22 protein-coding genes and 1 other annotated feature are annotated in these 22,809 nt (G+C 56.5%); of the genes, 7 read left to right on the forward strand and 15 right to left on the reverse strand.

Features of this window, described 5'->3' with window-relative positions; all coding sequences use genetic code 11:
- Positions 1 to 170 precede the first annotated feature (170 nt).
- Positions 171 to 1,601, forward strand: coding sequence for an alanine/glycine:cation symporter family protein (locus ACWKXN_RS11715; protein ID WP_069303649.1), 1,431 nt, complete (start codon positions 171 to 173; stop codon positions 1,599 to 1,601).
- A 66-nt stretch (positions 1,602 to 1,667) separates the two neighbouring features.
- Positions 1,668 to 2,441, forward strand: a complete 774-nt coding sequence (yaaA, locus tag ACWKXN_RS11720) for a peroxide stress protein YaaA (RefSeq protein ID WP_039260860.1) — start codon at positions 1,668 to 1,670, stop codon at positions 2,439 to 2,441.
- 32 nt (positions 2,442 to 2,473) lie between these two features.
- Here yaaA and ACWKXN_RS11725 read toward each other — a convergent pair whose 3' ends face one another.
- The 7 genes from ACWKXN_RS11725 to yjjY all read right to left on the reverse strand — a co-directional run bounded on the left by ACWKXN_RS11725 (position 2,474) and on the right by yjjY (position 9,303).
- Complete coding sequence (locus tag ACWKXN_RS11725; protein WP_039260862.1) at positions 2,474 to 2,776, reverse strand: DUF2502 domain-containing protein; 303 nt, start codon at positions 2,774 to 2,776, stop codon at positions 2,474 to 2,476.
- Between the two features lie 256 nt (positions 2,777 to 3,032).
- Positions 3,033 to 4,319 carry a threonine synthase gene (gene thrC / locus ACWKXN_RS11730; protein ID WP_064673211.1) on the reverse strand — a complete coding sequence of 429 codons (1,287 nt, stop codon included), beginning with the start codon at positions 4,317 to 4,319 and terminating at the stop codon, positions 3,033 to 3,035.
- Between the two features lie 3 nt (positions 4,320 to 4,322).
- Positions 4,323 to 5,252, reverse strand: a complete 930-nt coding sequence (gene thrB, locus ACWKXN_RS11735; protein ID WP_032660770.1) for a homoserine kinase — start codon at positions 5,250 to 5,252, stop codon at positions 4,323 to 4,325.
- 1 nt (position 5,253) lies between these two features.
- A complete protein-coding gene (gene thrA, locus ACWKXN_RS11740) occupies positions 5,254 to 7,716 on the reverse strand; it encodes a bifunctional aspartate kinase/homoserine dehydrogenase I (RefSeq protein ID WP_069303648.1) in 2,463 nt (820 codons plus the stop codon).
- A 24-nt stretch (positions 7,717 to 7,740) separates the two neighbouring features.
- Positions 7,741 to 7,858: a sequence feature (Thr leader region), on the reverse strand.
- Positions 7,797 to 7,865 carry a thr operon leader peptide gene (gene thrL, locus ACWKXN_RS11745; RefSeq protein ID WP_015572623.1) on the reverse strand — a complete coding sequence of 23 codons (69 nt, stop codon included), beginning with the start codon at positions 7,863 to 7,865 and terminating at the stop codon, positions 7,797 to 7,799. (Overlaps the previous feature by 62 nt.)
- Before the next feature lie 211 nt (positions 7,866 to 8,076).
- A complete protein-coding gene (locus ACWKXN_RS11750; RefSeq protein ID WP_033144591.1) occupies positions 8,077 to 8,763 on the reverse strand; it encodes a tRNA/rRNA methyltransferase in 687 nt (228 codons plus the stop codon).
- 399 nt (positions 8,764 to 9,162) lie between these two features.
- A complete protein-coding gene (gene yjjY, locus ACWKXN_RS11755; RefSeq protein ID WP_085928893.1) occupies positions 9,163 to 9,303 on the reverse strand; it encodes a YjjY family protein in 141 nt (46 codons plus the stop codon).
- A 95-nt stretch (positions 9,304 to 9,398) separates the two neighbouring features.
- Between yjjY and arcA the strand changes: the two genes are divergently transcribed.
- Positions 9,399 to 10,115 (forward strand): two-component system response regulator ArcA, encoded by a 717-nt coding sequence (gene arcA, locus ACWKXN_RS11760; RefSeq protein ID WP_003856501.1) that lies wholly within the window; start codon positions 9,399 to 9,401, stop codon positions 10,113 to 10,115.
- Positions 10,116 to 10,160: 45 nt separating this feature from the next.
- Here arcA and creD read toward each other — a convergent pair whose 3' ends face one another.
- From creD to creA, 4 genes are read right to left on the reverse strand one after another with little or no spacing between them, the layout of a single operon-like run.
- Positions 10,161 to 11,513, reverse strand: coding sequence for a cell envelope integrity protein CreD (creD, locus tag ACWKXN_RS11765; protein WP_182383033.1), 1,353 nt, complete (start codon positions 11,511 to 11,513; stop codon positions 10,161 to 10,163).
- 56 nt (positions 11,514 to 11,569) lie between these two features.
- Positions 11,570 to 12,994, reverse strand: coding sequence for a two-component system sensor histidine kinase CreC (gene creC, locus ACWKXN_RS11770; protein ID WP_033144589.1), 1,425 nt, complete (start codon positions 12,992 to 12,994; stop codon positions 11,570 to 11,572).
- Positions 12,994 to 13,683 carry a two-component system response regulator CreB gene (gene creB / locus ACWKXN_RS11775; RefSeq protein WP_454543814.1) on the reverse strand — a complete coding sequence of 230 codons (690 nt, stop codon included), beginning with the start codon at positions 13,681 to 13,683 and terminating at the stop codon, positions 12,994 to 12,996. The genes creC and creB overlap by 1 nt, the downstream gene beginning before the upstream one ends.
- A gap of 14 nt (positions 13,684 to 13,697) precedes the next feature.
- Positions 13,698 to 14,168 (reverse strand): protein CreA, encoded by a 471-nt coding sequence (creA, locus tag ACWKXN_RS11780; protein ID WP_032642647.1) that lies wholly within the window; start codon positions 14,166 to 14,168, stop codon positions 13,698 to 13,700.
- Between the two features lie 211 nt (positions 14,169 to 14,379).
- Here creA and robA point away from each other — a divergent pair, with 211 nt between their 5' ends.
- Positions 14,380 to 15,249: an MDR efflux pump AcrAB transcriptional activator RobA gene (gene robA, locus ACWKXN_RS11785; RefSeq protein WP_033144587.1), complete on the forward strand. Its 870-nt coding sequence runs from the start codon at positions 14,380 to 14,382 to the stop codon at positions 15,247 to 15,249.
- Here the strand turns inward: robA and gpmB are convergent.
- Positions 15,246 to 15,893: a 2,3-diphosphoglycerate-dependent phosphoglycerate mutase GpmB gene (gene gpmB / locus ACWKXN_RS11790; RefSeq protein WP_023310332.1), complete on the reverse strand. Its 648-nt coding sequence runs from the start codon at positions 15,891 to 15,893 to the stop codon at positions 15,246 to 15,248. The genes robA and gpmB overlap by 4 nt on opposite strands.
- Positions 15,894 to 15,943: 50 nt before the next feature.
- Between gpmB and yjjX the strand changes: the two genes are divergently transcribed.
- The gene (gene yjjX, locus ACWKXN_RS11795; RefSeq protein WP_048979038.1) at positions 15,944 to 16,459 is read left to right on the forward strand and encodes an inosine/xanthosine triphosphatase; all 516 of its coding nucleotides are present in this window, start codon (positions 15,944 to 15,946) and stop codon (positions 16,457 to 16,459) included.
- Between the two features lie 28 nt (positions 16,460 to 16,487).
- Here the strand turns inward: yjjX and trpR are convergent, their stop codons facing one another.
- Together trpR and sltY are read right to left on the reverse strand one after the other, a co-directional pair.
- A complete protein-coding gene (trpR, locus tag ACWKXN_RS11800; RefSeq protein ID WP_039260875.1) occupies positions 16,488 to 16,817 on the reverse strand; it encodes a trp operon repressor in 330 nt (109 codons plus the stop codon).
- A 55-nt stretch (positions 16,818 to 16,872) separates the two neighbouring features.
- Complete coding sequence (gene sltY / locus ACWKXN_RS11805) at positions 16,873 to 18,810, reverse strand: murein transglycosylase (protein ID WP_454543815.1); 1,938 nt, start codon at positions 18,808 to 18,810, stop codon at positions 16,873 to 16,875.
- 227 nt (positions 18,811 to 19,037) lie between these two features.
- On the opposite strand from sltY, the gene ettA reads away from it, so the two are divergent.
- Complete coding sequence (gene ettA / locus ACWKXN_RS11810) at positions 19,038 to 20,705, forward strand: energy-dependent translational throttle protein EttA (RefSeq protein WP_006810191.1); 1,668 nt, start codon at positions 19,038 to 19,040, stop codon at positions 20,703 to 20,705.
- A 90-nt stretch (positions 20,706 to 20,795) separates the two neighbouring features.
- Here the strand turns inward: ettA and ACWKXN_RS11815 are convergent, their stop codons facing one another.
- Entirely contained in the window at positions 20,796 to 21,695 is a 900-nt protein-coding gene (locus tag ACWKXN_RS11815) for a LysR family transcriptional regulator (protein ID WP_454543816.1), read from the reverse strand.
- A gap of 108 nt (positions 21,696 to 21,803) precedes the next feature.
- Here ACWKXN_RS11815 and ACWKXN_RS11820 point away from each other — a divergent pair, with 108 nt between their 5' ends.
- On the forward strand, positions 21,804 to 22,805 hold the full coding sequence (locus ACWKXN_RS11820) for a zinc-binding alcohol dehydrogenase family protein (protein WP_454543817.1): 1,002 nt from the start codon (positions 21,804 to 21,806) through the stop codon (positions 22,803 to 22,805).
- The last annotated feature ends 4 nt before the right edge of the window (positions 22,806 to 22,809 follow it).

The raw sequence follows: 22,809 nt of genomic DNA on the forward strand, positions 1-22,809 counted from the left end.
TGTAACCGGTCTGCCCTGATGATAACACGACGGAGGGGCAGCGCAACCGCAGACAGTGCGCTTAGGTAGAGTATGGTAAACTCGGAAGATTAACAGGCTGCTAAGCAACAGCATGCCCAATCAGTGGTAGCGCTTACATATTCACTTTGGCATCAACAAGAGGGACGTTAATGCCTGATTTCTTTTTCTTTATTAACGAAGTCCTGTGGGGTTCGATAATGATTTACCTGCTTCTGGGAGCAGGTATTTGGTTTACGCTACGCAGTGGGTTTATCCAGTTTCGTTATATTCGCAAGTTTGGCAGAAGTCTGAAAAACAGCGTTACGCCCCAGCCGGGCGGATTAACGTCGTTCCAGGCACTCTGTACCAGCCTGGCGGCACGCCTCGGCAGCGGGAATCTGGCGGGCGTTGCGCTGGCCATCAGCGCCGGCGGGCCAGGCGCGGTCTTCTGGATGTGGGTGACGGCGCTACTCGGAATGGCCACCTCCTTTGCCGAAAGTTCGCTCGCCCAGCTGTATAAAGAGAAAGATAAAAACGGCCAGTTTCGCGGCGGTCCTGCCTGGTACATGGCGCGTGGTTTGGGGATGCGCTGGATGGGCGTTCTGTTCTCGCTTTTTTTACTGCTCGCATACGGTCTTATTTTTAATACCGTCCAGGCAAATTCTGTCGCCAATGCCCTGCGCTATGCCTTCTCCTGCCCGGAGTGGGTCGCCGGTATTGCTTTAGCCCTCGTCGTTCTGCTCACCATTTCTGCCGGTCTCAGGGGCGTTGCCCGCCTGATGCAGTGGCTGGTTCCCGTTATGGCGCTGCTTTGGGTTGTCGCGAGCCTGTTCGTCGCCGCCCTGCATATCGACCAGGTGCCTGGCGTGATTGCGACCATCGTCAAAAGCGCTTTTGGCTGGCGCGAGGTGGCCTCCGGGGCGCTGGGCTATACCTTTAGCCAGGCGCTGATGGCGGGTTTTCAGCGGGGCATGTTCTCCAATGAAGCCGGAATGGGGTCAACCCCCAACGCGGCCGCTGCCGCCTCTTCCTGGCCGCCGCACCCGGCCGCACAGGGCATTGTGCAGATGATTGGCGTCTTTACCGATACCATTATCATCTGCTCCGCCAGCGCCATGATTTTGCTGCTGGCAGGCCCCGTCCCGCACTCCTCAGGAACCGCCGGGATACAGCTTCTCCAGCAGGCGCTGGTGAACCTGACCGGCGGCTGGGGAGCAGGATTTGTCTCGCTCGTCCTGGTACTGTTTGCCTTCAGTTCGATTGTGGTGAATTACCTCTACGCCGAAAATAACCTTATTTTCCTGAAGCTCGACTCCCGTACCGCAATCGGAGCCCTGCGGCTCGCGGTCATTCTGATGATCATCGCTGGCTCCTTCCTCAGTATGCCGCTGGTCTGGCAGCTGGCCGATATCATTATGGCGCTAATGGCGATCACGAACCTCACCGCTATCCTTCTGCTCTCGCCCGTTGTGACCCTGATTGCCAGAGACTATCTGCGTCAGCGCAAACTCGGCGTTCCGCCGGTATTTGATCCCGCCCGCTATCCCGATATTAAGGCGCAGCTTGCCCCCGGCACGTGGGATGATTTGCCGCGGCAATAACAGCTATCGATCAATTCAGGGCGATTTTTTGCTAAAGTCGCTCTAAATTTCCTGCAAGGACTGGATATGCTGATTCTGATTTCACCTGCAAAAACGCTCGACTACCAGAGCCCGCTCGCCACCGAGCGCTATACCCAGCCTGAACTGCTGGACTACTCGCAACAGCTGATCCGCGAAGCGCGTAAGCTCTCTGCGCCGCAAATCGCCTCGCTGATGAGCATCAGCGACAAGCTGGCCGATCTTAACGCGACCCGCTTTCACGAGTGGCACCCGGATTTCACCCCGGCTAACGCTCGCCAGGCGATTCTGGCGTTTAAAGGTGATGTCTACACCGGCCTGCAGGCGGAAGATTTTAGCGAAGCCGATTTCGATTTTGCCCAGCAGCATCTGCGCATGCTGTCGGGTCTGTACGGCGTACTGCGCCCGCTGGATCTGATGCAGCCGTATCGTCTGGAGATGGGGATTCGCCTGGAAAATGCCAAAGGCAAAGACCTGTATCATTTCTGGGGCGATATCATTACCGACAAGCTGAACGCGGCGCTGCACGCTCAGGGCGATAACGTGGTGATTAACCTGGCATCCGACGAATACTACAAGTCGGTGAAGCCGAAAAAGCTGGATGCGGAGATTATCAAACCGGTGTTCCTCGACGAGAAGAACGGTAAGTTCAAAGTGATCAGCTTCTACGCTAAGAAAGCGCGCGGCCTGATGAGCCGCTACATCATCCAGAACCGCCTGACGAAGCCGGAGCAGTTAACCAAATTTAACAGCGAAGGCTATTTCTTTGACGAGGCGTCGTCGGGGAAAGGCGAGCTGGTGTTTAAGCGCCACGAGCAGTAAAAACAAACCCCGCCAGCTGGCGGGGTTTTGCATTAATGGTGTTTCCAGTCCGGGCCGCGATCGTCGCGGCGGTCATCGTGGTGATGGTCATCGTGACGATCGTCGTGTTTACGATGCTCATCATGTGGACGCCAGTGGTTATCACGCCAGTCATAATGCGCCTTCCACCAGTCGTGGTCGCGCCAGCGGCCGCCGTCCCAGTAATGCCCGTTGTTATCCTGGTCGCCAATCTGCAGTTTGACCGCCGGTACGAGGGTAATTTCAGATGCCTGAACCGCCATGGGGGCGGCCAGCACCAGTGAAAGCGCGATGAGTGCAGGTTTCAGTGTAGACACAGGTGACTCCTTATTCTTCTTGCCCAACGTGGGCCGATGTAAGGAGAGTACGCGAGGGGAACGGGGGATGTTATTCTCTGCAATCCTAAACGCTAAGTGACCGCATTTATTGGGAATTTCTGCTTTTTTCCTGCTTTTTCTCTCCTTAATTTCTCCATAAAAAAGCCGGGTGGTGGCTTCACCTTACCCGGCCTACGATGAGGTCGTCGTGGTCGTTGTAGGCCCGGTAAGGCGTAGCCGCCACCGGGCAACACAATCACGCGCGCGTCATCATCAGCTTACGCAGCGCGGCAAAATCCGCGGGCAGCTCATGTGACAGCAGCGGCAGGTCGGCGCGCTCGGCCAGCTCTTTCGGCAGCGGCAGCGTTTCGCCCAGGATCGCTTCCACGCTCTCTTTGAACTTCGCCGGATGCGCGGTGCCCAGGAACAGGCCATATTCACCCGGGTTAAGCTGGTCGCGCAGCGCGCGGTAGGCAATCGCCGCGTGCGGTTCAGAGATATACCCCACCGCTTTCATCTCGCGCATGGTCTCTTTGGTGGTTTCATCCGTCACCGCGGCGTAACCCAGGTCACCCAGACGCCAGATCTTACGGCGGAACAGCTCTTCCACGCGCGGCCAGTTGTTCGGCTGTGACACATCCATCGCGTTGGAGAGCGTCGCCTGCGTGGCGTTCGGCGCCCACTTCCCGTCTTTCAGGAAGCGCGGCACGGTGTCGTTGGCGTTGGTCGCCGCGATAAAGCGTTTCACCGGCAGACCCAGGGATTTCGCCAGCAGACCTGCCGTCAGGTCACCGAAGTTACCGCTCGGCACGGAGATCACCAGCTGGTTGCGCGCTTCCTGCGGCAGCTGCGCCACCGCTTCGAAGTAGTAGCAGATCTGCGCCAGCAGACGGCTGATGTTGATGGAGTTGGCAGAGTTCAGACCCAGAGCCACCTTCAGCTCTTCGTCGTCGAAGGCCTGCTTGACCAGCGCCTGGCAGGCATCGAAATCGCCGTCGATCGCCACGGTTTCAATGTTGCCGCCGAGCGTACAGAACAGTTTTTCCTGCAGCGGGCTGATTTTGCCTTTCGGATAGAGGATCACCACGCGGACGTTTTTCAGTCCGTAGAAGGCATGCGCCACCGCCGCACCGGTATCGCCGGAGGTCGCGGTCAGGATGGTCACCGGTTTGTCGCCGCTGATGTGGGTCAGCATCTGCGCCATAAAGCGGCCGCCGAAGTCTTTAAACGCCAGGGTCGGACCGTGGAACAGCTCCAGGCAGCCAACGTCAGGCTCAACCTGCTTCACCGGCGCCGGGAAAGCGAACGCCGCACGCACGCGCTCTTCCAGAAGCTCCTGCGGAATTTCGTCGCCGATAAACGCAGACAGAATTTTGGTGCTGCGGGTGACGAAATCCTGCTTCAGCAGCTCGTCAATCTCGGTCAGCTGGAATTCCGGCAGGTCATGCGGGAAGAACAGCCCCTGATTTTTGCCCAGCCCCTGAGTTACCGCCTGCGCGAAGCTGACCTGCTCGTTATGATCTTTAAGGTTATAGAGTTTCATTAATTATCCCAGTACTCGTGCGCCAGCCGTGTCCAGACGGCAAATATGAACAAAGCCTTCCTGATTTTGCAGGTAGTGTTTAGAGAGCCAGTCCGCCACGCGCTGCGCGGTGTCAGGCTTGTCGCACAGGGCGAACAGCGTCGGGCCGGAGCCGGAGATGCCGCACGCCTGCGCGCCGATATCCATCGATGCCTGTCGCGCCTCGTTAAAGCCGGGCAGCAGCTTCGTGCGGTACGGCTCGGCAATGACGTCCTTCATCAGCTTCGCCGCCAGCTGCGGCTGACGGGTGTAGCAGGCGTGAATAAAGCCCGCCAGATGACGCCCGTGGGCGATACAGTCCTGGCGACGATACTGCGCGGGCAGGATCGCACGCGCTTCCGCGGTAGAGACCTTAATGCCCGGATAGGCCAGCACCCACAGCCACTCATCAAACCCTGGCACCTGCTGGCTGATGATGCCATTTTCTTCGATCATCAGCTGCATGCCGCCGAGGAAGCACGGCGCCACGTTGTCATAGTGAATGCTGCCGGAGATGCGCCCTTCCAGCTCGCCCATCAACCCCAGCAGGCGGTTGTTGTTCAGCGGCTTGCCGCAGTGCTCGTTCATCGCCACCAGCGCGGCGACCACCGAACAAGCGCTGGAACCCAGCCCCGAGCCAATCGGCATACTTTTTTCCAGCGTCATGGCAACCGGCACGTTTTTGCCGATCTCCTGACAGAAGCGTTCCCAGCACTGATAGACGATATTTTCGCGCGGCTCAGACGGCAGTTTGCTGGCGAAGCGGCCCACGTTGTTCAGGCTGAAGCTGTCTGCCGCTTCCACCGTGACCGTATCGCCCAGCAGTGAACCATCCACCGGCGTCACCGCCGCGCCCAGCACGTCAAATCCGACGCTCATATTCGCGCTGGAAGCCGGGGCATAAACTTTGACCATGTTAAACTCCTAACTTCCATGACAGGGTACGCAGCAGATCGGCAAACACACCCGCCGCCGTAACATCGTTCCCTGCGCCATAGCCGCGAAGCACCAGCGGCAATGGCTGATAATAGTGGCTGTAAAACGCGAGGGCGTTTTCGCCGTTTTTAACTTTGTACAGCGGGTCGTTGCCATCCACTTCGGCAATCTTCACCCGGCACACGCCATCTTCTTCAATGTTGCCAACATAGCGCAATACCTTACCTTCATCACGGGCTTTCGCAACGCGCGCGGCAAAAGCATCGTCAAGCTGCGGCAAATTTGCCATGAATGCAGCGACATCACCGCTGCTGTCAAATTCTGCCGGCAAGACCGGTTCTATCACGATATCGGAAAGCTCAAGCTCACGGCCCGTTTCACGTGCCAGAATCAGCAGCTTACGCGCCACGTCCATACCGGAGAGATCGTCACGCGGATCCGGCTCGGTATAGCCCAGTTCGCGCGCGGCGCGGGTGGCTTCCGACAGGCTCATCCCCTCATCCAGCTTGCCGAAGATAAACGACAGCGAGCCGGAGAGAATGCCGGAGAAACGCTGCAGTTCGTCGCCCGCGTTCAGCAGGTTCTGCAGGTTCTCGATAACCGGCAGGCCCGCGCCCACGTTGGTGTCGTACAGGAACTTGCGGCGCGACTTGCTCGCCGCCAGACGCAGCTGGTGATAGTAATCCATCGACGAGGTGTTGGCCTTTTTGTTCGGCGTCACCACGTGGAACCCTTCGCGCAGGAAGTCGGCGTACTGGTCGGCCACCGCCTGGTTCGAGGTACAGTCGACAATCACCGGGTTAAGCAGATGATACTCTTTCACCAGACGGATCAGGCGGCCCAGGTTGAACGGCTCTTTCGCCTCGTTCATCTCGGCCTGCCAGTTCTCCAGGTTCAGACCGTGAACGTTGGTGAGTAGCGCTCTGGAGTTGGCAATCCCGCAGACGCGCAGATCGATATGTTTCTTCTTCAGCCACTCCTGCTGACGCTTCACCTGCTCCAGCAGCGCGCCGCCCACACCGCCGACGCCAATCAGGAACAGCTCGATAACCTGGTCGGTGTTGAACAGCATCTGGTGAACCACGCGTACGCCGGTGGTGGCGTCATCGTTGTCCACGACAACAGAAATTGATCGTTCTGACGAGCCCTGGGCAATTGCCACGATATTGATATTGGCGCGCGCCAGCGCGGCAAAGAACTTCGCGGAGATACCGCGCAGCGTACGCATGCCGTCGCCGACCACGGAGATAATCGCCAGACGCTCCTGAATGGCGAGCGGCTCCAGCAGCTCTTCTTTGAGTTCCAGATAGAACTCCTCCTCCAGCGCGCGACGGGCGCGCAGGCAGTCAGCCTGCGGCACGCAGAAGCTGATGCTGTATTCGGAAGAAGACTGGGTAATCAGCACCACCGAGATACCGTTGCGGGACATAGCCGCAAACACGCGCGCCGCCATGCCGACCATCCCCTTCATCCCCGGGCCGGAGACGCTGAACATCGCCATGTTGTTCAGGTTGGAGATGCCTTTGACCGGCAAACCGTCTTCATCGGTACTCGCGCCAATCAGCGTACCCGGCGCCTGCGGGTTACCGGTGTTTTTAATCAGGCAAGGGATCTGGAACTGGGCAATCGGGGAGATGGTACGAGGGTGAAGCACTTTGGCGCCGAAGTAGGAAAGCTCCATCGCTTCCTGGTACGACATCGACTTCAGCAGCCTGGCGTCCGGAACCTGGCGCGGGTCACAGGTATAAACGCCGTCGACGTCAGTCCAGATCTCACAACAGTCCGCGCGTAAACAGGCGGCCAGTACGGCGGCGGAGTAGTCGGAGCCGTTACGGCCCAGCACCACCAGCTCGCCCTTCTCGTTACCGGCGGTGAAGCCTGCCATCAGGATCATATGGTCAGAAGGAATTTTGCTTGCGGCGATACGGCGGGTTGATTCGGCAATATCAACGGTGGATTCGAGGTAGTGGCCCACCGCCAGCAGTTTTTCAACCGGGTCGATCACGGTCACGCTATGTCCGCGCGCTTCCAGCACGCCGGCCATGATGGCGATAGAGAGTTTTTCGCCCCGGCAGATCAGCGCCGCGTTGACGCTGTCCGGGCACTGGCCGAGAAGGCTGATGCCGTGCAGGACATGTTTGATTTGCGCGAATTCCTGCTCAACGAAGGACTTCAGCTGAGCGTGTGGGAAGCCTGGCAGCGCCTCTGCCAGCCCTTGCAGCAAGTCAGCGAAGATACGCTCTGCGTCGCTGATGTTCGGGAGTGCATCCTGGCCACCGATGGTTTTTTCAATCATCGCCACCAGATGGTTCGTGATTTTTGCCGGGGCAGAGAGCACGGTAGCAACCTGCCCCTGCCTGGCATTGCTTTCCAGGATATCGGCAACACGCAGAAAACGTTCTGCATTTGCCACTGATGTACCGCCGAACTTCAACACTCGCATGGTTCTACCTCGTTTCCTTTAGCCGAAAAAAAAGCCCGCACTGTTCAGGTGCGGGCTTTTTTTTGTTTTTCCTGTACGCGTCAGCCCGCATCGTTACCTGTGGTAATGATGATGGTTGTAGTAATGGTGGTGATGCTGATGCGTTTCATGGATGTTGTGTACTCTGTCATTATTATCTGTCTGTCCTGTATTCTTTTAGGGTTAAAGGATCGGGCACCTTAAGTCAACGAATTTTTAATTTGATCACAATTCGGGAGACTCTCACGTCCCGCTGTTTGCAGATTTATTTTCATCCGATTCGCCCAAGTGCAACCCATCAGTACAGACTTATTCACCATAGTAAAAACTTATGACAGGATTTTACTCCGCCAATTTTTTTTCAATATCGTGCAGCAAACGGTGCAGCATTGCGGTGTCCCGCTGCTCAAGACGCCCAAGACGCTGCTGCAGCCAGTCAGCCATTTTTTGATCGTCCGCCACCCCCAACTGAGACAACAGTTGCTCAACGCGAGCGCGCAGCGCAGCCAGCTGATTTTCATTTGCCCCTTCTGCCGGAGGCTGGGGGATTTGTATTAGGGAGGCTAATTGATAGCAATAAACCATGACCGCCTGGCCTAAATTCAGGGAGGGATAATCGGCGACCATCGGCGCACCGGTAAGAACGTCCGCCAGCTCCAGCTCTTCGTTGGTTAATCCGGAATCTTCGCGACCAAACACCAGCGCGGCTTTATCCAGCCACTGGCTTTTCTCGCTCAACATCGGCACCAGCTCCGCTGGCGTGGCATAGTAATGGAACTTCGCACGGCTGCGCGCGGTGGTCGCAACGGTAAACGAAATGTCGTGCAGCGCATCAGCAAGCGTCGCGTAAGTGGTTATATTATCGAGGATATCGCCCGATCCGTGCGCGACCCAACGAGCCGCAGGCTCCAGGTGGGCAGCGCTGTCCACGATACGTAAATCGGTGAATCCCATGGTCTTCATGGCGCGCGCGGCAGCGCCTATATTTTCGGCTCTGGCTGGGGCAACCAGTACAATCGACAGATGCATTTATGCTCTCTTTTTAATCAGTTAGCGGGCAAAAATGTGATGCACTTCAACATATTACGCGGCGCGAATTTACAAAAATGCAACACAAATCACCGAAATAGCGTTTCATAACAAATTAAAAACGCTAAACTATTCCTTGTCTGAACAATCAGTTAGAATGTTAACAGAACACTATTATCCCCATGTTTTATAATGATAATAGCGACATGAATACCCTATTCTGATTGGATTCGCTTCGTTTATAAATCAATGTCCGCAACTAGTTGGTTTATTGAAAAATTGTGACAAAGGCTAGCATTCGGCTACGATGATTTCATCAAACTGTTAACGTGCTACAATTGAACTTGATATATGTCAACGAAGCGTAGTTTTATTGGGTGTCTGGTGTCACTTAGCCTGTTATGTTGCTGTTAAAATGGTTAGGATGACAGCCGTTTTTGACACTGTCGGGTCCAAAGGGAAAGTACCCAAGACCAAGCTAATGATGTTGTTGACGTTGATGGAAAGTGCATCAAGAACGCAATTACGTACTTTAGTCACGTTAAGCCGATCATGTTAATTTGCGACATGCATCAGGCAGGTCAGGGACTTTTGTACTTCCTGTTTCGATTTAGTTGGCAATTTAGGTAGCAAACATGCAGACCCCGCACATTCTTATCGTTGAAGACGAGTTGGTAACACGCAACACGTTAAAGAGCATTTTCGAAGCAGAAGGCTACGATGTCTTTGAAGCGACCGATGGCGCAGAGATGCATCAGATCCTTTCTGAAAATGATATCAACCTGGTGATCATGGATATTAACCTGCCGGGCAAAAACGGTCTTCTTCTGGCGCGCGAACTGCGCGAGCAGGCGAACGTCGCGTTAATGTTCCTGACGGGCCGTGATAACGAAGTTGATAAAATTCTTGGCCTGGAAATCGGTGCGGATGACTACATCACCAAGCCGTTCAATCCTCGCGAGTTAACCATTCGTGCACGCAACCTGCTGTCCCGCACCATGAACCTGGGTACGGTCAGCGAAGAGCGTCGTAGCGTAGACAGCTACAAATTCAACGGCTGGGAACTTGATATCAATAGCCGTTCGCTGATTAGCCCGAACGGTGAGCAGTATAAACTGCCGCGCAGTGAATTCCGCGCGATGCTGCACTTCTGCGAAAACCCGGGCAAAATTCAGTCCCGTGCAGAGCTGCTGAAGAAAATGACCGGCCGTGAGCTGAAACCGCACGACCGTACCGTAGACGTGACCATTCGTCGTATTCGTAAGCATTTCGAATCTACGCCAGATACGCCGGAAATCATCGCCACGATCCACGGCGAAGGGTATCGTTTCTGCGGCGATCTGCAGGAGTAATCCCGCAGTTAACGCATTAAAAAACGGCGCATTTGCGCCTTTTTTTTATTTCCAGATCCGCATCGTATCGTCATCCGGTGCTGCGGGTAGCTCAGGTCGCTTCGGCTGAGAGAGCGAGTACCAGTCGAAATGCCGGGTCAGGTACATCACCGCGAACAGCGCCAGCGCGAGAACCGCTGACCCCAACAGCAGCGCGCTGTCCTCCGAGCGCAGCAGGAACCACATCACGACATCCAGCCCGAGTAGAGCCAGCACAAACAGCCCGCTGCGCTTCCAGCTTTTCAGCACGGCCTGCAGGTACATTCCGTTCATCGCTGCGCCAACCAGACTTGCAACAATCCAGGCTGGCGTAAACCCGACGTGTTCAGACAGCGCCAGCAACACCAGATAGAACAGGACCAGCGACAGCCCCACCAGCAGATACTGCATCGGATGAAGGCGTAATCCGGTTAAGGTTTCGAAGACAAAGAAAGCCATAAACGTCAGCGCAATCAGCAAAATAGCGTATTTAATTGCCCGGTCGGTCAATTGATATTGGTCAGCCGGCGTCGCTACCGTCACGCTAAAGGCCGGGAGCGCCTCCCACTCCGGCGATTCCTTGCCGTAGAACCAGCTCTCAAGGTTATTTGCAAACCAGCTGCTCTGCCAGTTCGCCTGGAAACCAGACTCGCCTATTTGATGCTTAACGGGGAGATAATCGCCCATAAAACCCGGATGCGGCCAGTTGCTGTTGAGCGTCATTTCGCTATTACGCCCTACCGGCACCACCGCAAAACTGCCGGTTCCCGCCAGGCTGAGGGACATATCAAGCGCAAACGTTTTGGCTTCCAGCGCTTTGTCGGTCAGCGGGATGTGGATCCCAGCAAGCGCACCGTAGACGCCTGAACCGGGTTCCACGCTTAGGGTCTCACCATTGATTTTAGAGATACTGACCGCGCCAATACCCCGCGCGTCGCCAACACCCGTCACGATAAACGGCTGCCCTGTCGCGATCGTTTCCCCTTTCAACTGCTTCAGCTCTTCGGTATTAAACTGCGCTTTTATCTTCAGGTCCGTGTTCCAGATCTGCCCGTCATAGATACCAATATTTCTCAACTCAACGCGTTGGTTCCCTTCAACAACCAGAGATTCCGGCAGAATGAAATGCATGTAGCTTTTCTTGTATTCGACCTTCTTCTCATCCTCTATCTTGTAAAAGATCTCCGTCATCGGAATCGCAATCATCGGGCCGACCAGTTTTTGCGGTCCGCTGGTACTCTGGCGCAGCGTATTTTCGACATCGTTGCGGTAGCTCTCGCGCTCTGAAATCAGGTTACTGACCATAAACAGCGGAACTAACAGCAGCAGGATGCACCCCAGCAGGGTGCTAATTTTCCAGAACAGTGGGGATTTCATCATTACGTCTCCTTTGTGATGAGGAGAGCGTAACCAGGCCGTGTGGGGTCAGTTTGAAGTTATGTGAAGGGACGGTGAAGTATCAGCGTGGCCATCACGCCACCTTCATCACGATTACGCAATGTAATCTCTCCCTGATGCAGACGCGCCACCTCCTGAACAAACGCCAGCCCGAGCCCGCTGCTCTTCAATCCGTTCTCCCGCGGCAGAGAATAAAAGCGCTCAAAAATACGATCCAGCGCGTAATCCGGGATCCCGCTTCCGCTGTCGGTGACGATCAGCTGTATCTGCCCCTGCACTTCCCGGGCCGCCAGTTCAATGGCGCCGCCCTGCGGCGTAAAATCGATAGCGTTATCCAGTAAATTACCGAGTGCCTGTTCGAGAAGGTCGGGATCGCCTTCAACATGAATCGAAGCGGGCTGAAGGGTCAGTACAATCTCTTTTGCTGCCAACAGCGCCGAGCGCGCGTCGGCAAGACGCGTAAACAGCAGGTCGACACGGACGATCTGAGGCGTAATTTCGACCCGATTTTCAAGACGCGACTGAGTGAGCAGTTTTTCAACCAGCGACTGCATACGCGCGTTTTGCACCAGAATATTATCGATAAACCGCGCGGCCACCTGCGGCGGCGGCTGCTCGGAGAGAATTTCCGCCGCGCCGCGTATGGCGGCGATGGGGCTTTTCAGCTCGTGGGTCAGCGCATGGACATAGTGTTCAATGTAGTTTTTCCCTTCCAGGCGAATGCGCATACTCTCCAGCGCCAATGCCAGCTTGTGCAGTTCGCTACTGCCAGGATTAGGCAGCGGGAGAGGCGTATCCGTGGTCACCGAGTCGGCATAGCGCGATAACGTCGCGATAGATCGATTGATCCACCACGCCACAACGAGGCCAATCAGCAGGGCAATGCCGAGCAGCGCCCCGCCTGCCCACAGGATCCGCCGCTCGCTGCGATGGATAACCGGTGCCATCGCGCTGTTAGGTTTCCCGACCGACACCACGCCGATAATCTTGCCCTGCTCCACAACCGGCGCAGCAACATACATCACCGTGCTCTCCGGATCGTCGGGATGGCTCTGGGTACTGCGCGCGCCGTATTCACCGCGAAGCGTCAGCCAGACATCGTTCCAGCGCGAGTAATCTTGCCCCACGGCCAGACCGGCGGAATCAAATACCACTCTGCCCTGCGCATCGGTCATGTAGACGTGGTACTCGTTACGCACTTTATGAATCCCGCCGATATTGGCGCGGAAGGGGCGCTGATGAAGCTGAGAAAAGGCCTGCGCCAGTTTGCCCTGCTGCGCATGACCCGAAAGCAAATCGTCACGTCCAATTTCAGCCAGCAGGGTCGCGGTGTCGATTAACGTGCCCTCGGTTGCCCTGCGCACGCCGGGTTTTACTTCCTGAACAAAGATCGACAGCACAAACCACGCGGCGATGGCCACGATCAGGAAGTACCCCAGCAATAGCCGCATCCCAATGCGCATTAGTAAAGGCCCAGACTGTAGCCCATACCGCGATGGGTGCTGATGGGTGACATTTCCTCGTTAACCGCCCGCAGTTTGGCGCGTAGGGTTTTGATGTGGGTGTCCACGGTACGATCGAAGCTGTCGCCGTCTTCACCCCACACCTTGTCCATGAGCTGCTGACGAGAAAAGACCCGCCCGGGGGCCTGCAACAAGGTTTTGAGCAGCAAGAATTCATAGCGGGTCAGGGGCAGTGCTTCACCGCACCAGCTAATTCGCGCGGCAGGCTCGTTCAGTTCAAACTGCCCGATACGCAACGTTGCTGCTGGCGCAGCGGATTTTTGCATGCGCCGTAAAATCGTCCGCACCCGGGCGCAGACTTCACGAGGGGAGAAAGGTTTCGCAACGTAGTCATCAGCCCCCATTTCCAGGCCAAGCAGCTTGTCTACCTCATCACTGCGCGCCGTCAGAAACAGCACGGGCAGTGAGGGATACTGCGCCAGAAGCTGGCGGCAAAGCTCAAATCCACTGATGTCCGGCAGCCCGACGTCCAGAATAGCGAGCGCCGGAACCTGCCGCCGCGCCTCCTCCAGCACGGGTAAACCGCGTTCAAACGCCTTTACCGCGAATCCTTCCTGCTGAAGCATGTAGATCAGCGTATCGGCGATACTGGTTTCGTCTTCAACCAGCCAGACCACAGGTTGTTGCATAGTTCATCCCTGAATTAATGCCACGGCATAATCGGCACCGCGCTGATCGCGTTTTTCGGCGAGCCTTCCACCACTTTGTCAGAGTAGGCAAGGTAAGCCAGGGTGTTGCGTTTGGCATCATAGAAACGCACCACCTGCAGCTTTTTGAACACCAGCGAGGTCCGTTTCTGGAACACCACGTCGCCCTGCGCTTTGCCGTTTTTAATTTTATCACTCAATTCAACTGGCCCCACCTGCTGACAAGAAATCGCCGCATCGGAGGTATCTTCCGCCAGTCCCAGCCCGCCTTTGATACCACCCGTTTTCGCGCGGCTGACGTAGCAGGTGACGTTTTTCACGTCCGGATCGTCAAACGCCTCCACCACGATTTTGTGGTCCGGGCCGAACATTTTGAACACGGTATCGACGGAGCCAATCTGTTCTGCCTGCGCCGCGCGTCCAACCATCAGCATCAACGCGGTGAAGATCAAAGTCTTGTATTTCATATTGTTACCATTCTTTAAAATTACACTGAGCGATTATTCAACACTTTAGACAAAAATGTAGCAAGATCACAGGATTAGAATATATCTGCCTGTAATGTGCTCTAAAAAGCATGAATGCGCAAAAAAAACACTGAATGCTAAAACATCAAAAAATGCTATTATCCGCTAACCTGTTATCAGGCACCTGCTGTTTTAAGGATGAGGATAGTATATGGATCAGGCTGGAATTATTCGCGACCTGCTCACCTGGCTGGAAGGTCATCTCGACCAGCCTTTGTCACTGGATAATGTGGCGGCTAAAGCAGGCTATTCCAAGTGGCATCTGCAAAGGATGTTCAAGGATGTCACCGGTCATGCTATCGGGGCCTATATTCGCGCACGTCGTTTATCAAAATCTGCTGTGGCATTGCGCCTGACCGCGCGGCCTATTCTGGATATTGCCCTGCAATATCGTTTCGATTCACAGCAGACCTTCACCCGCGCCTTCAAAAAACAGTTCTCGTTGACGCCAGCGCTTTATCGTCGCTCGCCTGACTGGAGCTCGTTTGGCATGCGTCCGCCGCTGCGTCTGGGCGAGTTCGCGATGCCAAAATACGAAATTGTCACGTTGCCTGAAACCCATCTGATCGGCACGACACAAAGCTACTCCTGTTCACTGGAGCAGATTTCAGAGTTCCGTCATCAGATGCGCGTCCAGTTCTGGCGCGACTTCCTGAGCCACGCACCGACGATCCCGCCAATCCTGTATGGCCTCAACGAAACGCACCCAAGCCAGGAAAAAGACGACGAGCAGGAGGTGTTCTACACCACCGCGCTGACGCCAGAGATGGCCAATGGGTATATTCAGGGTTCGAAGCCAGTCGTGCTGGAAGGCGGCGAATACGTGATGTTCGCCTATGAAGGGCTGGGAACGGGGGTTCAGGAGTTTATCCTGACCGTTTACGGAACCTGCATGCCGATGCTAAATCTGAATCGCCGTAAAGGTCAGGACATTGAGCGCTACTACCCGGCGCAGGATGCCAAACCGGAAGAAGGCCCAATTAATCTGCGTATGGAATTCTTGATTCCGATACGTCGTTAACGCTGCAGTTCGTCAAGCGCAGGGGCATCAAGATGCGAAATGTCCCCTGCCATCTCCACTACCCAGCCCGACGCCAGCCACGCGCTTTCCTGATAATCAATCCGGGAAATGGAGCAGTTGCGCAGGCGCAAACGGCGCTCAGCGTAAGCCGGTAACCCCAGAATGGTGCTTACCAGGCAACCCAACGCAATCCCGTGACTCACCAGCAGCGGACGGCTTCCCGCCGGCAGCTTCAGGCACTCCGCCAGGGCGGCATGCATGCGTACGCTAAGCTCCTGCATGGACTCGCCTTCAGGAATACGGCCATCTTCGGTACCGTTCACCAGCGTGCGGCGCCAGCCCTCCTCCGCTTCCGTCAGCGTATCGATATGGCGTTTCTCCAGCACGCCCATATCCAGCTCGCGCAGGCGCGGCTCCAGCATGACGTCACAGCCGCAGGCATCTGCGATGATGCGCGCCGTCTGCTGTGTGCGACCTAAATCGCTGGTAATCACGTGGGTAATGCCCAGCGTTCTGGCGCGTTCCGCCACCTGCCACGCTTGCTGCACACCCTTCTCGGTGAGAGGACTGTCTGACTGGCCTTGAATACGTCGCTCGGCGTTCCACTGCGTTTCACCGTGGCGAACAAGGTATACCTGTAACATGCTTTTTTTCCGTTATACTGCGATGAGTTTTTTTTGAATCGAGCTTAATTATGCACCATGTTGTCTCTGCTACCACTAATCCTGCCAAAATTCAGGCAATTCTAAGGGCATTTGACGAGATCTTCGGCGCAGGATCCTGCCATATTGAGGCCATCGGCGTCGAGAGTGGCGTTCCTGAACAGCCGTTTGGCAGCGAGGAAACGCGCGCTGGCGCACGAAATCGCGTGGCAAACGCAAAGACTGCCGCACCGGATGCTGACTTTTGGGTAGCGATTGAAGCAGGTATCGACGAAGGCGCAACCTTTAGCTGGGTGGTCATCGAAAGCCGCGAGCAGCGCGGTGAAGCGCGTTCGGCCACCCTGCCGCTGCCGGAGATCATTCTGGAAAAAGTCCGTGCGGGTGAAGCGCTAGGGCCAGTGATGTCGCAGTACACCGGAATCGATGAGATTGGCCGTAAAGAAGGGGCGATTGGCGTCTTTACCGCAGGTGCGCTGACGCGTTCAGGCGTTTATCATCAGGCCGTGATTCTGGCCTTAAGCCCGTTCCATAACGCGATTTATCGGTAAGTTTTTTTGGCCGGATAAGGCAAAGCCGTCATCCGGCGTCTTTCAGCAATACCGCTTCCAGCCACTGGCGCAGCTCAACCGGGGCCGACTTCAGGCTGTTCGAGCCTCGGGTGATCGTTGCAATACCCGCGCCGAGCTCATTTTTCAACTCGCGCTGGCTCATCTCTCCGCGCAGCAACTCTTCAATGATCCGCACGCGGGTGCCCAGCGCCTCACGCTCGTCCGGCGTGAGCATCAGCTGCATAAGGGGTAAATGCAGATCCTGTTCGTAAGACTGACGCAGCAGCTCCACAAAACGAAGCCACTCCAGATGACGTTGTTCGGCCATTGCCGAGGAATACGGGGAATGCTGGGTCATGTTATGCTGCCTCTTGTACTCTTTAGCGAGTACAGCATAACACAACCCACGCCGATCAGTAACGTCTCTGCCACTCGGCATCGCTCATCAGGGTATCTTTCTGCCCCATGAAGTAGCGATAGTAAGCGTCATAGGCCAGCACGTTCTTCACGTAGCCGCGCGTTTCCGAGAACGGAATGCTCTCCACAAAAGCCACGGCGTCGATGCGTCCGGCGCTGTTGCCGAGCCAGGTCCGCACGCGCCCAGGACCCGCGTTATACGCCGCAGAAGAGAAGATGCGGTTATTACCGAACTGCTGATACACGTACTGGAGATAGCTGGTACCGATGTTGATGTTGGTATCCGGATCCAGAAGCTGCGACGGACTGCTGTAGCCCGGAATATTAAACATCTTCACCGTGTGCGTCGCCGTGCCCGGCATAATCTGCATCAGGCCGCTGGCGCCCACCGGGGAACGGACTTTCGGGTTCCACGCGCTCTCCTGACGGGCAATCGCCATCGCGTAGCTTTGCGGGATATCTTTGCCGCTGGTGTAGCGATCGAACAGATCTTTGTACGCCAGCGGGAAACGCTCTTCCAGATGATCCCAAAGCTTGCCGGCGATCGTCGCCTGCACGCTGAGATCCCACCAGTGATTATCAAACGCATAGCGGGCAAGCTGGGCTTTCTCATCGGTGGTGCGGCTGGTCACCAGATTCGCCCACTCGCTGCGCGCGGTGTTATCCATATTCCAGTACATCAGCTCGCGAACGCGCGCCATTTCTGGCCCCTGCGTCAGCGCCGGGTTCGCGTTGGCAGGCGCTTTATCTATACGGAAGGTGTATTCCTCGCCCAGACGCTGCGCGGCAGCCATTGGGTAAAACCCGCGCTGCTGCATCAGCGAATGGAGGATCTCTTTGGCCTCATCATCACGACCGCGCTCCATCAGCAGATCGGCCTGCCAGTAGCGCCATTCGTCTTTCTCTTTGGCCTCCATGGGCAACCGCGCGAGCCAGGTATTCAGCCCACGGCGATCGCCCGTGCCCAGCGCCATGCGCACGCGGCGTTCCACCAGCGACGTAGAATTCGAACGCATAATGGCATCGTCACGCCAGCGCGCCTGTTCATCGGTCACATCGGTGCCCATCAGTCGCCACGCCACGATGTCGCGCAGCTCCTGGGTTTGCTCCTCATTGAGCTGCTGCGCCTGCACCAGCTGCGGGATCATCAGCCGCGCGTTTTCGACATCGTCACGCGCCACGCTGGCAAAGGCCACCGCCGCCATCTGGCGGGTAAAATCGGTCGCGCCGGTACTGCGGGCAAAGGTCAGGACGCTGTTTGGATCGTTAGCCAGCGAGATAACCGCCGTGGAGATCGTCTGGTAATCGGACGGCATCTGCCCCGCCAGCGTGGTCACCAGACGCGTGTTACCGGCTTTCATCGCCAGACGGATGCGTTCAAGGTAGGAGAGCGGATCCTGCTTGCCGGAAGCACGCCACGCGCTAAACAGAGAATCACAGGCGTTCGGCTGGTTTTTTCCGGTCAGCCAGAGCTCTTTCGCTCCGGCCCAGGCCTCTTCCTGCTGGCCGGTCGCCCATTTTGCGTAGTAATAGTTACACTGCGCTTCGGTGGCGTTCGGCTTTTCAGGGCTAAACGCCAGCAGTCCGCGCCAGTCTTCGCGACGCGCCAGCTCATTCACAAAGCGAGACTGCAGATTTCGGGCTGGCGGCAGGGTTGGGTTCGCCTGAATGAAGTTATTCACGGTGACGGTAGGCTGGTTCATCAGATCGTCGGTTATCTGGCGATACTCCAGATACGGATACAGCGGATAATCCTTTAGCGTCGGCATCAGCGCCTGCACGGTATCCATCTGCTTGTTGTCCCACGCCTGTTTAATCTGGGCGTAGCGGTTACGTTGTTCATCCAGTGAATCGGCATGCACCGCCTGGCTTACCACCATTACGCATACGCTGGCAGCCAGCAGACGCCAGACCACCCGTTTGGCTTTTTCCACAAGCTCTTCCTCATTGTTTTTTCGTCAATTGCAGCGTCTTGCCACGTCAAAGTCTAATTAACTTATGCTAACCAGGCATCCTTCAACGCGCCACGTCATGGACACTTTTTTACCTTTCTTGCGCGTTTTAACACTCCCGACGTTCCTGGCTGGGATTAGGACGTGAAAAAGGCTACACTTCGAGGCTGAAATTCCTTCTCATTACGATAAAAGAGGCGAAGTCCAACGTGGCTCAATTCGTTTATACCATGCATCGTGTCGGCAAAGTTGTCCCGCCGAAACGTCATATTCTTAAAAATATCTCGCTGAGCTTCTTCCCGGGCGCAAAAATCGGTGTTCTGGGTCTCAACGGTGCCGGTAAGTCCACCCTGCTGCGCATCATGGCCGGCATTGATACAGACATCGAAGGTGAAGCCCGTCCGCAGCCTGGCATCAAGATTGGTTACCTGCCGCAGGAACCTCAGCTGAACCCGGAACACACCGTTCGCGAATCCGTTGAAGAAGCGGTATCCGAAGTGGTTAACGCGCTGAAAGGTCTGGATGAAGTGTATGCCAAATACGCTGAGCCGGATGCGGACTTCGACAAGCTGGCCGCGCAACAGGGCAAGTATGAAGAGATCATCCAGGCGCACGACGGTCACAACCTGAACGTGCAGCTGGAGCGCGCGGCTGATGCCCTGCGTCTGCCGGACTGGGATGCGAAAATCGCGAACCTCTCCGGGGGTGAACGCCGCCGCGTGGCGCTGTGCCGCCTGCTGCTGGAAAAACCAGACATGCTGCTGCTCGACGAACCGACTAACCACCTGGACGCAGAATCCGTGGCGTGGCTGGAACGCTTCCTGCACGACTTCGAAGGCACCGTTGTGGCGATTACCCACGACCGTTACTTCCTCGACAACGTCGCTGGCTGGATCCTGGAGCTGGACCGCGGTGAAGGCATTCCGTGGGAAGGCAACTACTCTTCCTGGCTGGAGCAGAAAGATCAGCGTCTGGCGCAGGAAGCTTCTCAGGAAGCGGCGCGTCGTAAGTCTATCGAGAAAGAGCTGGAGTGGGTTCGTCAGGGCGCGAAAGGCCGTCAGTCTAAGGGCAAAGCCCGTCTGGCACGCTTCGAAGAGCTGAACAACACCGAATACCAGAAACGTAACGAAACCAACGAACTGTTTATTCCACCTGGAGCTCGTCTGGGGGATAAAGTGGTTGAAGTGACCAACCTGCGTAAGTCCTACGGCGACCGTCTGCTGATCGACGACCTGACCTTCTCCGTACCGAAAGGCGCTATCGTCGGGATCATCGGTCCGAACGGCGCGGGTAAATCGACCCTGTTCCGCATGATGTCCGGTCAGGAACAGCCTGACAGCGGCTCTATCACCCTGGGTGAAACCGTGAAGCTGGCCTCCGTTGACCAGTTCCGTGACGCGATGGACAACAGCAAAACCGTGTGGGAAGAAGTGTCCGGCGGTCTGGATATCATGCGTATCGGCAACACCGAGATGCCAAGCCGCGCCTATGTTGGCCGCTTTAACTTCAAAGGCACCGACCAGGGCAAACGCGTGGGCGAGCTGTCCGGCGGTGAGCGCGGTCGTCTGCACCTGGCGAAGCTGCTGCAGGTGGGCGGTAACGTTCTGCTGCTCGATGAACCAACAAACGACCTGGATATCGAAACCCTGCGCGCGCTGGAAAACGCCCTGCTGGAGTTCCCGGGCTGTGCGATGGTTATCTCGCACGACCGCTGGTTCCTGGACCGTATCGCGACCCACATCCTGGACTATCAGGACGAAGGTAAAGTGGAGTTCTTCGAAGGTAACTTCACCGAATACGAAGAGTACAAGAAACGCACGCTGGGCGCCGACGCGCTGGAGCCGAAGCGTATTAAGTACAAGCGTATTGCGAAATAAAAGCAAAACGGCAACTTCGGTTGCCGTTTTTATGTTCGTACCCTCTCCCCGTGGGAGAGGGCCAGGGTGAGGGCATCAGGCCGCACAAAATCACCCACCCACGTAATACCGCTTCACCTCGTCAAACTGCATCGCAAAGTCGATATAGCTCATCAGCGCAGGCGAATTCAGCTTGCGGCTTGGGTAGGCCAGCCACAGATCGTTACCTTCAACATTCCACTCCGGCAGTACCTGAACCAGCGCCCCTTTTTCAATTTTATCTTCTACCAGGAAGGCGGGAAGCAGCGTGATCCCCGCACCGGAAATTGCACATTCGCGGGCGTAGACCAGATTATCGGTCATGTGCGCGTTATCCGGCAGGTAGCGGTAATCCTCGCTCGCGCTTCGCAGAAGCCACTCCGACCACGCCCGGTGCGTAATGCAGCGGTGCTCCACCAGCTGACGGGGATGCGTCAGCGGATCCCGACGCGCCAGATAGTCCGGTGAGGCCAGCATGTAGCGCGGGCAGTGCCCGATCATCCGGCCAATCAGGGAGGAGTCCTGCGGCTTACCGGTGCGCAGCGCCACGTCAAAACCGGCCTCGACCAGATCCACCACGTCATCAGAGATCGACACATCCAGCGACACGTCAGGATAGCGAAGCTGAAACTCGGCATTCATGTGCGCCAGCAGCGTCGCCCCAATTCCTGCCGGACAGGTGATCCGCAGCCGCCCGCTGGGGTTTTCGCGCAGCCGCTGAATGGCGTACTCGGCCCGCTCGCTGGCCGCCAGCATTTCGCGACAGTGCACCAGATAGTGCTCGCCCGCAAACGTGAGGCTAATCCTGCGCGTGGTGCGGTTCAGAAGGCGGATACCCACCTGCTGCTCCAGCTGGCTAATTCGCTGGCTAACGCTGGATTTTGGCAGGTCCGCCTTCTGCGCCGCCGCGGTAAAGCTGCCCATCTCCGCCACCAGCGCGAACAGCGCCATATCCTGCAGCTGCTTAAACATGATTGTTCACCCTGTACGAACGCTGAGTTCTTGATTGTCCATCTTATCACGCAACTGTCCACTTTATAGACTAGCCTCAACAAAACGCATGCCATTGAGGAGCACACCATGTCTGTTAAAGCTATTGCCGTTAACCCAGAAAATCCGTCAACCTTCATTGAAATCACCCCGCCAATGCCGCAGCCCGGCGAGCACGATCTGCTGGTAGAGGTGAAGGCCGTCTCCGTTAACCCGGTCGATACCAAAGTCCACGCGGGCATCGCTAAAAACGGGCTGAACGAGCCGCGCATTCTCGGCTGGGATGCCAGCGGGATCGTCAAAGCGGTGGGGGCTGGCGTAACTGGATTTAAACCAGGTGACGAGGTGTGGTACGCGGGCGACATCACCCGCCCGGGCAGCAACACCACGCACCAGCTGATTGATGCACGCATAGTCGGCCACAAGCCTGCCAGCCTCGGCTGGGCGGCTGCCGCTGCACTGCCGTTGACCGCGCTCACCGCGTGGGAAGGTCTGTTTGAACGCCTGAACATTCAGGATGCCGGGGCGGACAAAACGCTGCTGATCATCGGCGGCGCGGGCGGCGTGGGATCGCTGGCGATCCCCTTTGCGAAGCACAACAGCAAGGTGAAGATCGTCGCAACGGCTTCACGAGAAGATTCCGCCCGGTGGTGCCGCGATCGCGGGGCTGATATTGTCGTCAACTACCGCGATCTGAAAGGCGAGCTGGCGAAACAGGGACTCACCTTTGTGGATTACATTTTCATCCTCAACGACACCGACGGGCACTGGGATGCGGTCAGCGAACTGATTGCGCCGCAGGGGCATATCTGTTCCATCGTTGAAAATGAACGTCCGCTGAACCAGGACAAGCTGAAGTCCAAATCCGCCGCCCTGCACTGGGAGTTTATGTACACCCGCAGCATGTACCAGACCGCGGATATGGCGCGTCAGGGTGAGATCCTCAATGAGGTGGCAAAGCTGGTGGATAACGGCGTGGTGGAAAGTTCGCTCAGCGAAACGCTGCACGGGCTGAGCGTGGAAAGCATTACCGAGGCGCACCGTAAAGTGCTGGAGGGACATATGCGTGGGAAAGTGGTGATTGAATTCTGAGTGG

The sequence above is a fragment of the Enterobacter sp. UPMP2060 genome, from assembly GCF_053709655.1.

Bases quoted from the DNA above. Each gene is read 5' to 3' on its own strand.
- ACWKXN_RS11715 (WP_069303649.1), top strand. From the start codon at position 171: ATGCCTGATTTCTTTTTCTTTATTAACGAAGTCCTGTGGGGTTCGATA.
- yaaA (WP_039260860.1), top strand. From the start codon at position 1,668: ATGCTGATTCTGATTTCACCTGCAAAAACGCTCGACTACCAGAGCCCG.
- thrC (WP_064673211.1), bottom strand. From the start codon at position 4,319: ATGAAACTCTATAACCTTAAAGATCATAACGAGCAGGTCAGCTTCGCG.
- thrB (WP_032660770.1), bottom strand. From the start codon at position 5,252: ATGGTCAAAGTTTATGCCCCGGCTTCCAGCGCGAATATGAGCGTCGGA.
- thrA (WP_069303648.1), bottom strand. From the start codon at position 7,716: ATGCGAGTGTTGAAGTTCGGCGGTACATCAGTGGCAAATGCAGAACGT.
- ACWKXN_RS11750 (WP_033144591.1), bottom strand. From the start codon at position 8,763: ATGCATCTGTCGATTGTACTGGTTGCCCCAGCCAGAGCCGAAAATATA.
- arcA (WP_003856501.1), top strand. From the start codon at position 9,399: ATGCAGACCCCGCACATTCTTATCGTTGAAGACGAGTTGGTAACACGC.
- creD (WP_182383033.1), bottom strand. From the start codon at position 11,513: ATGATGAAATCCCCACTGTTCTGGAAAATTAGCACCCTGCTGGGGTGC.
- creC (WP_033144589.1), bottom strand. From the start codon at position 12,994: ATGCGCATTGGGATGCGGCTATTGCTGGGGTACTTCCTGATCGTGGCC.
- creB (WP_454543814.1), bottom strand. From the start codon at position 13,683: ATGCAACAACCTGTGGTCTGGCTGGTTGAAGACGAAACCAGTATCGCC.
- creA (WP_032642647.1), bottom strand. From the start codon at position 14,168: ATGAAATACAAGACTTTGATCTTCACCGCGTTGATGCTGATGGTTGGA.
- robA (WP_033144587.1), top strand. From the start codon at position 14,380: ATGGATCAGGCTGGAATTATTCGCGACCTGCTCACCTGGCTGGAAGGT.
- gpmB (WP_023310332.1), bottom strand. From the start codon at position 15,893: ATGTTACAGGTATACCTTGTTCGCCACGGTGAAACGCAGTGGAACGCC.
- yjjX (WP_048979038.1), top strand. From the start codon at position 15,944: ATGCACCATGTTGTCTCTGCTACCACTAATCCTGCCAAAATTCAGGCA.
- trpR (WP_039260875.1), bottom strand. From the start codon at position 16,817: ATGACCCAGCATTCCCCGTATTCCTCGGCAATGGCCGAACAACGTCAT.
- ACWKXN_RS11815 (WP_454543816.1), bottom strand. From the start codon at position 21,695: ATGTTTAAGCAGCTGCAGGATATGGCGCTGTTCGCGCTGGTGGCGGAG.
- ACWKXN_RS11820 (WP_454543817.1), top strand. From the start codon at position 21,804: ATGTCTGTTAAAGCTATTGCCGTTAACCCAGAAAATCCGTCAACCTTC.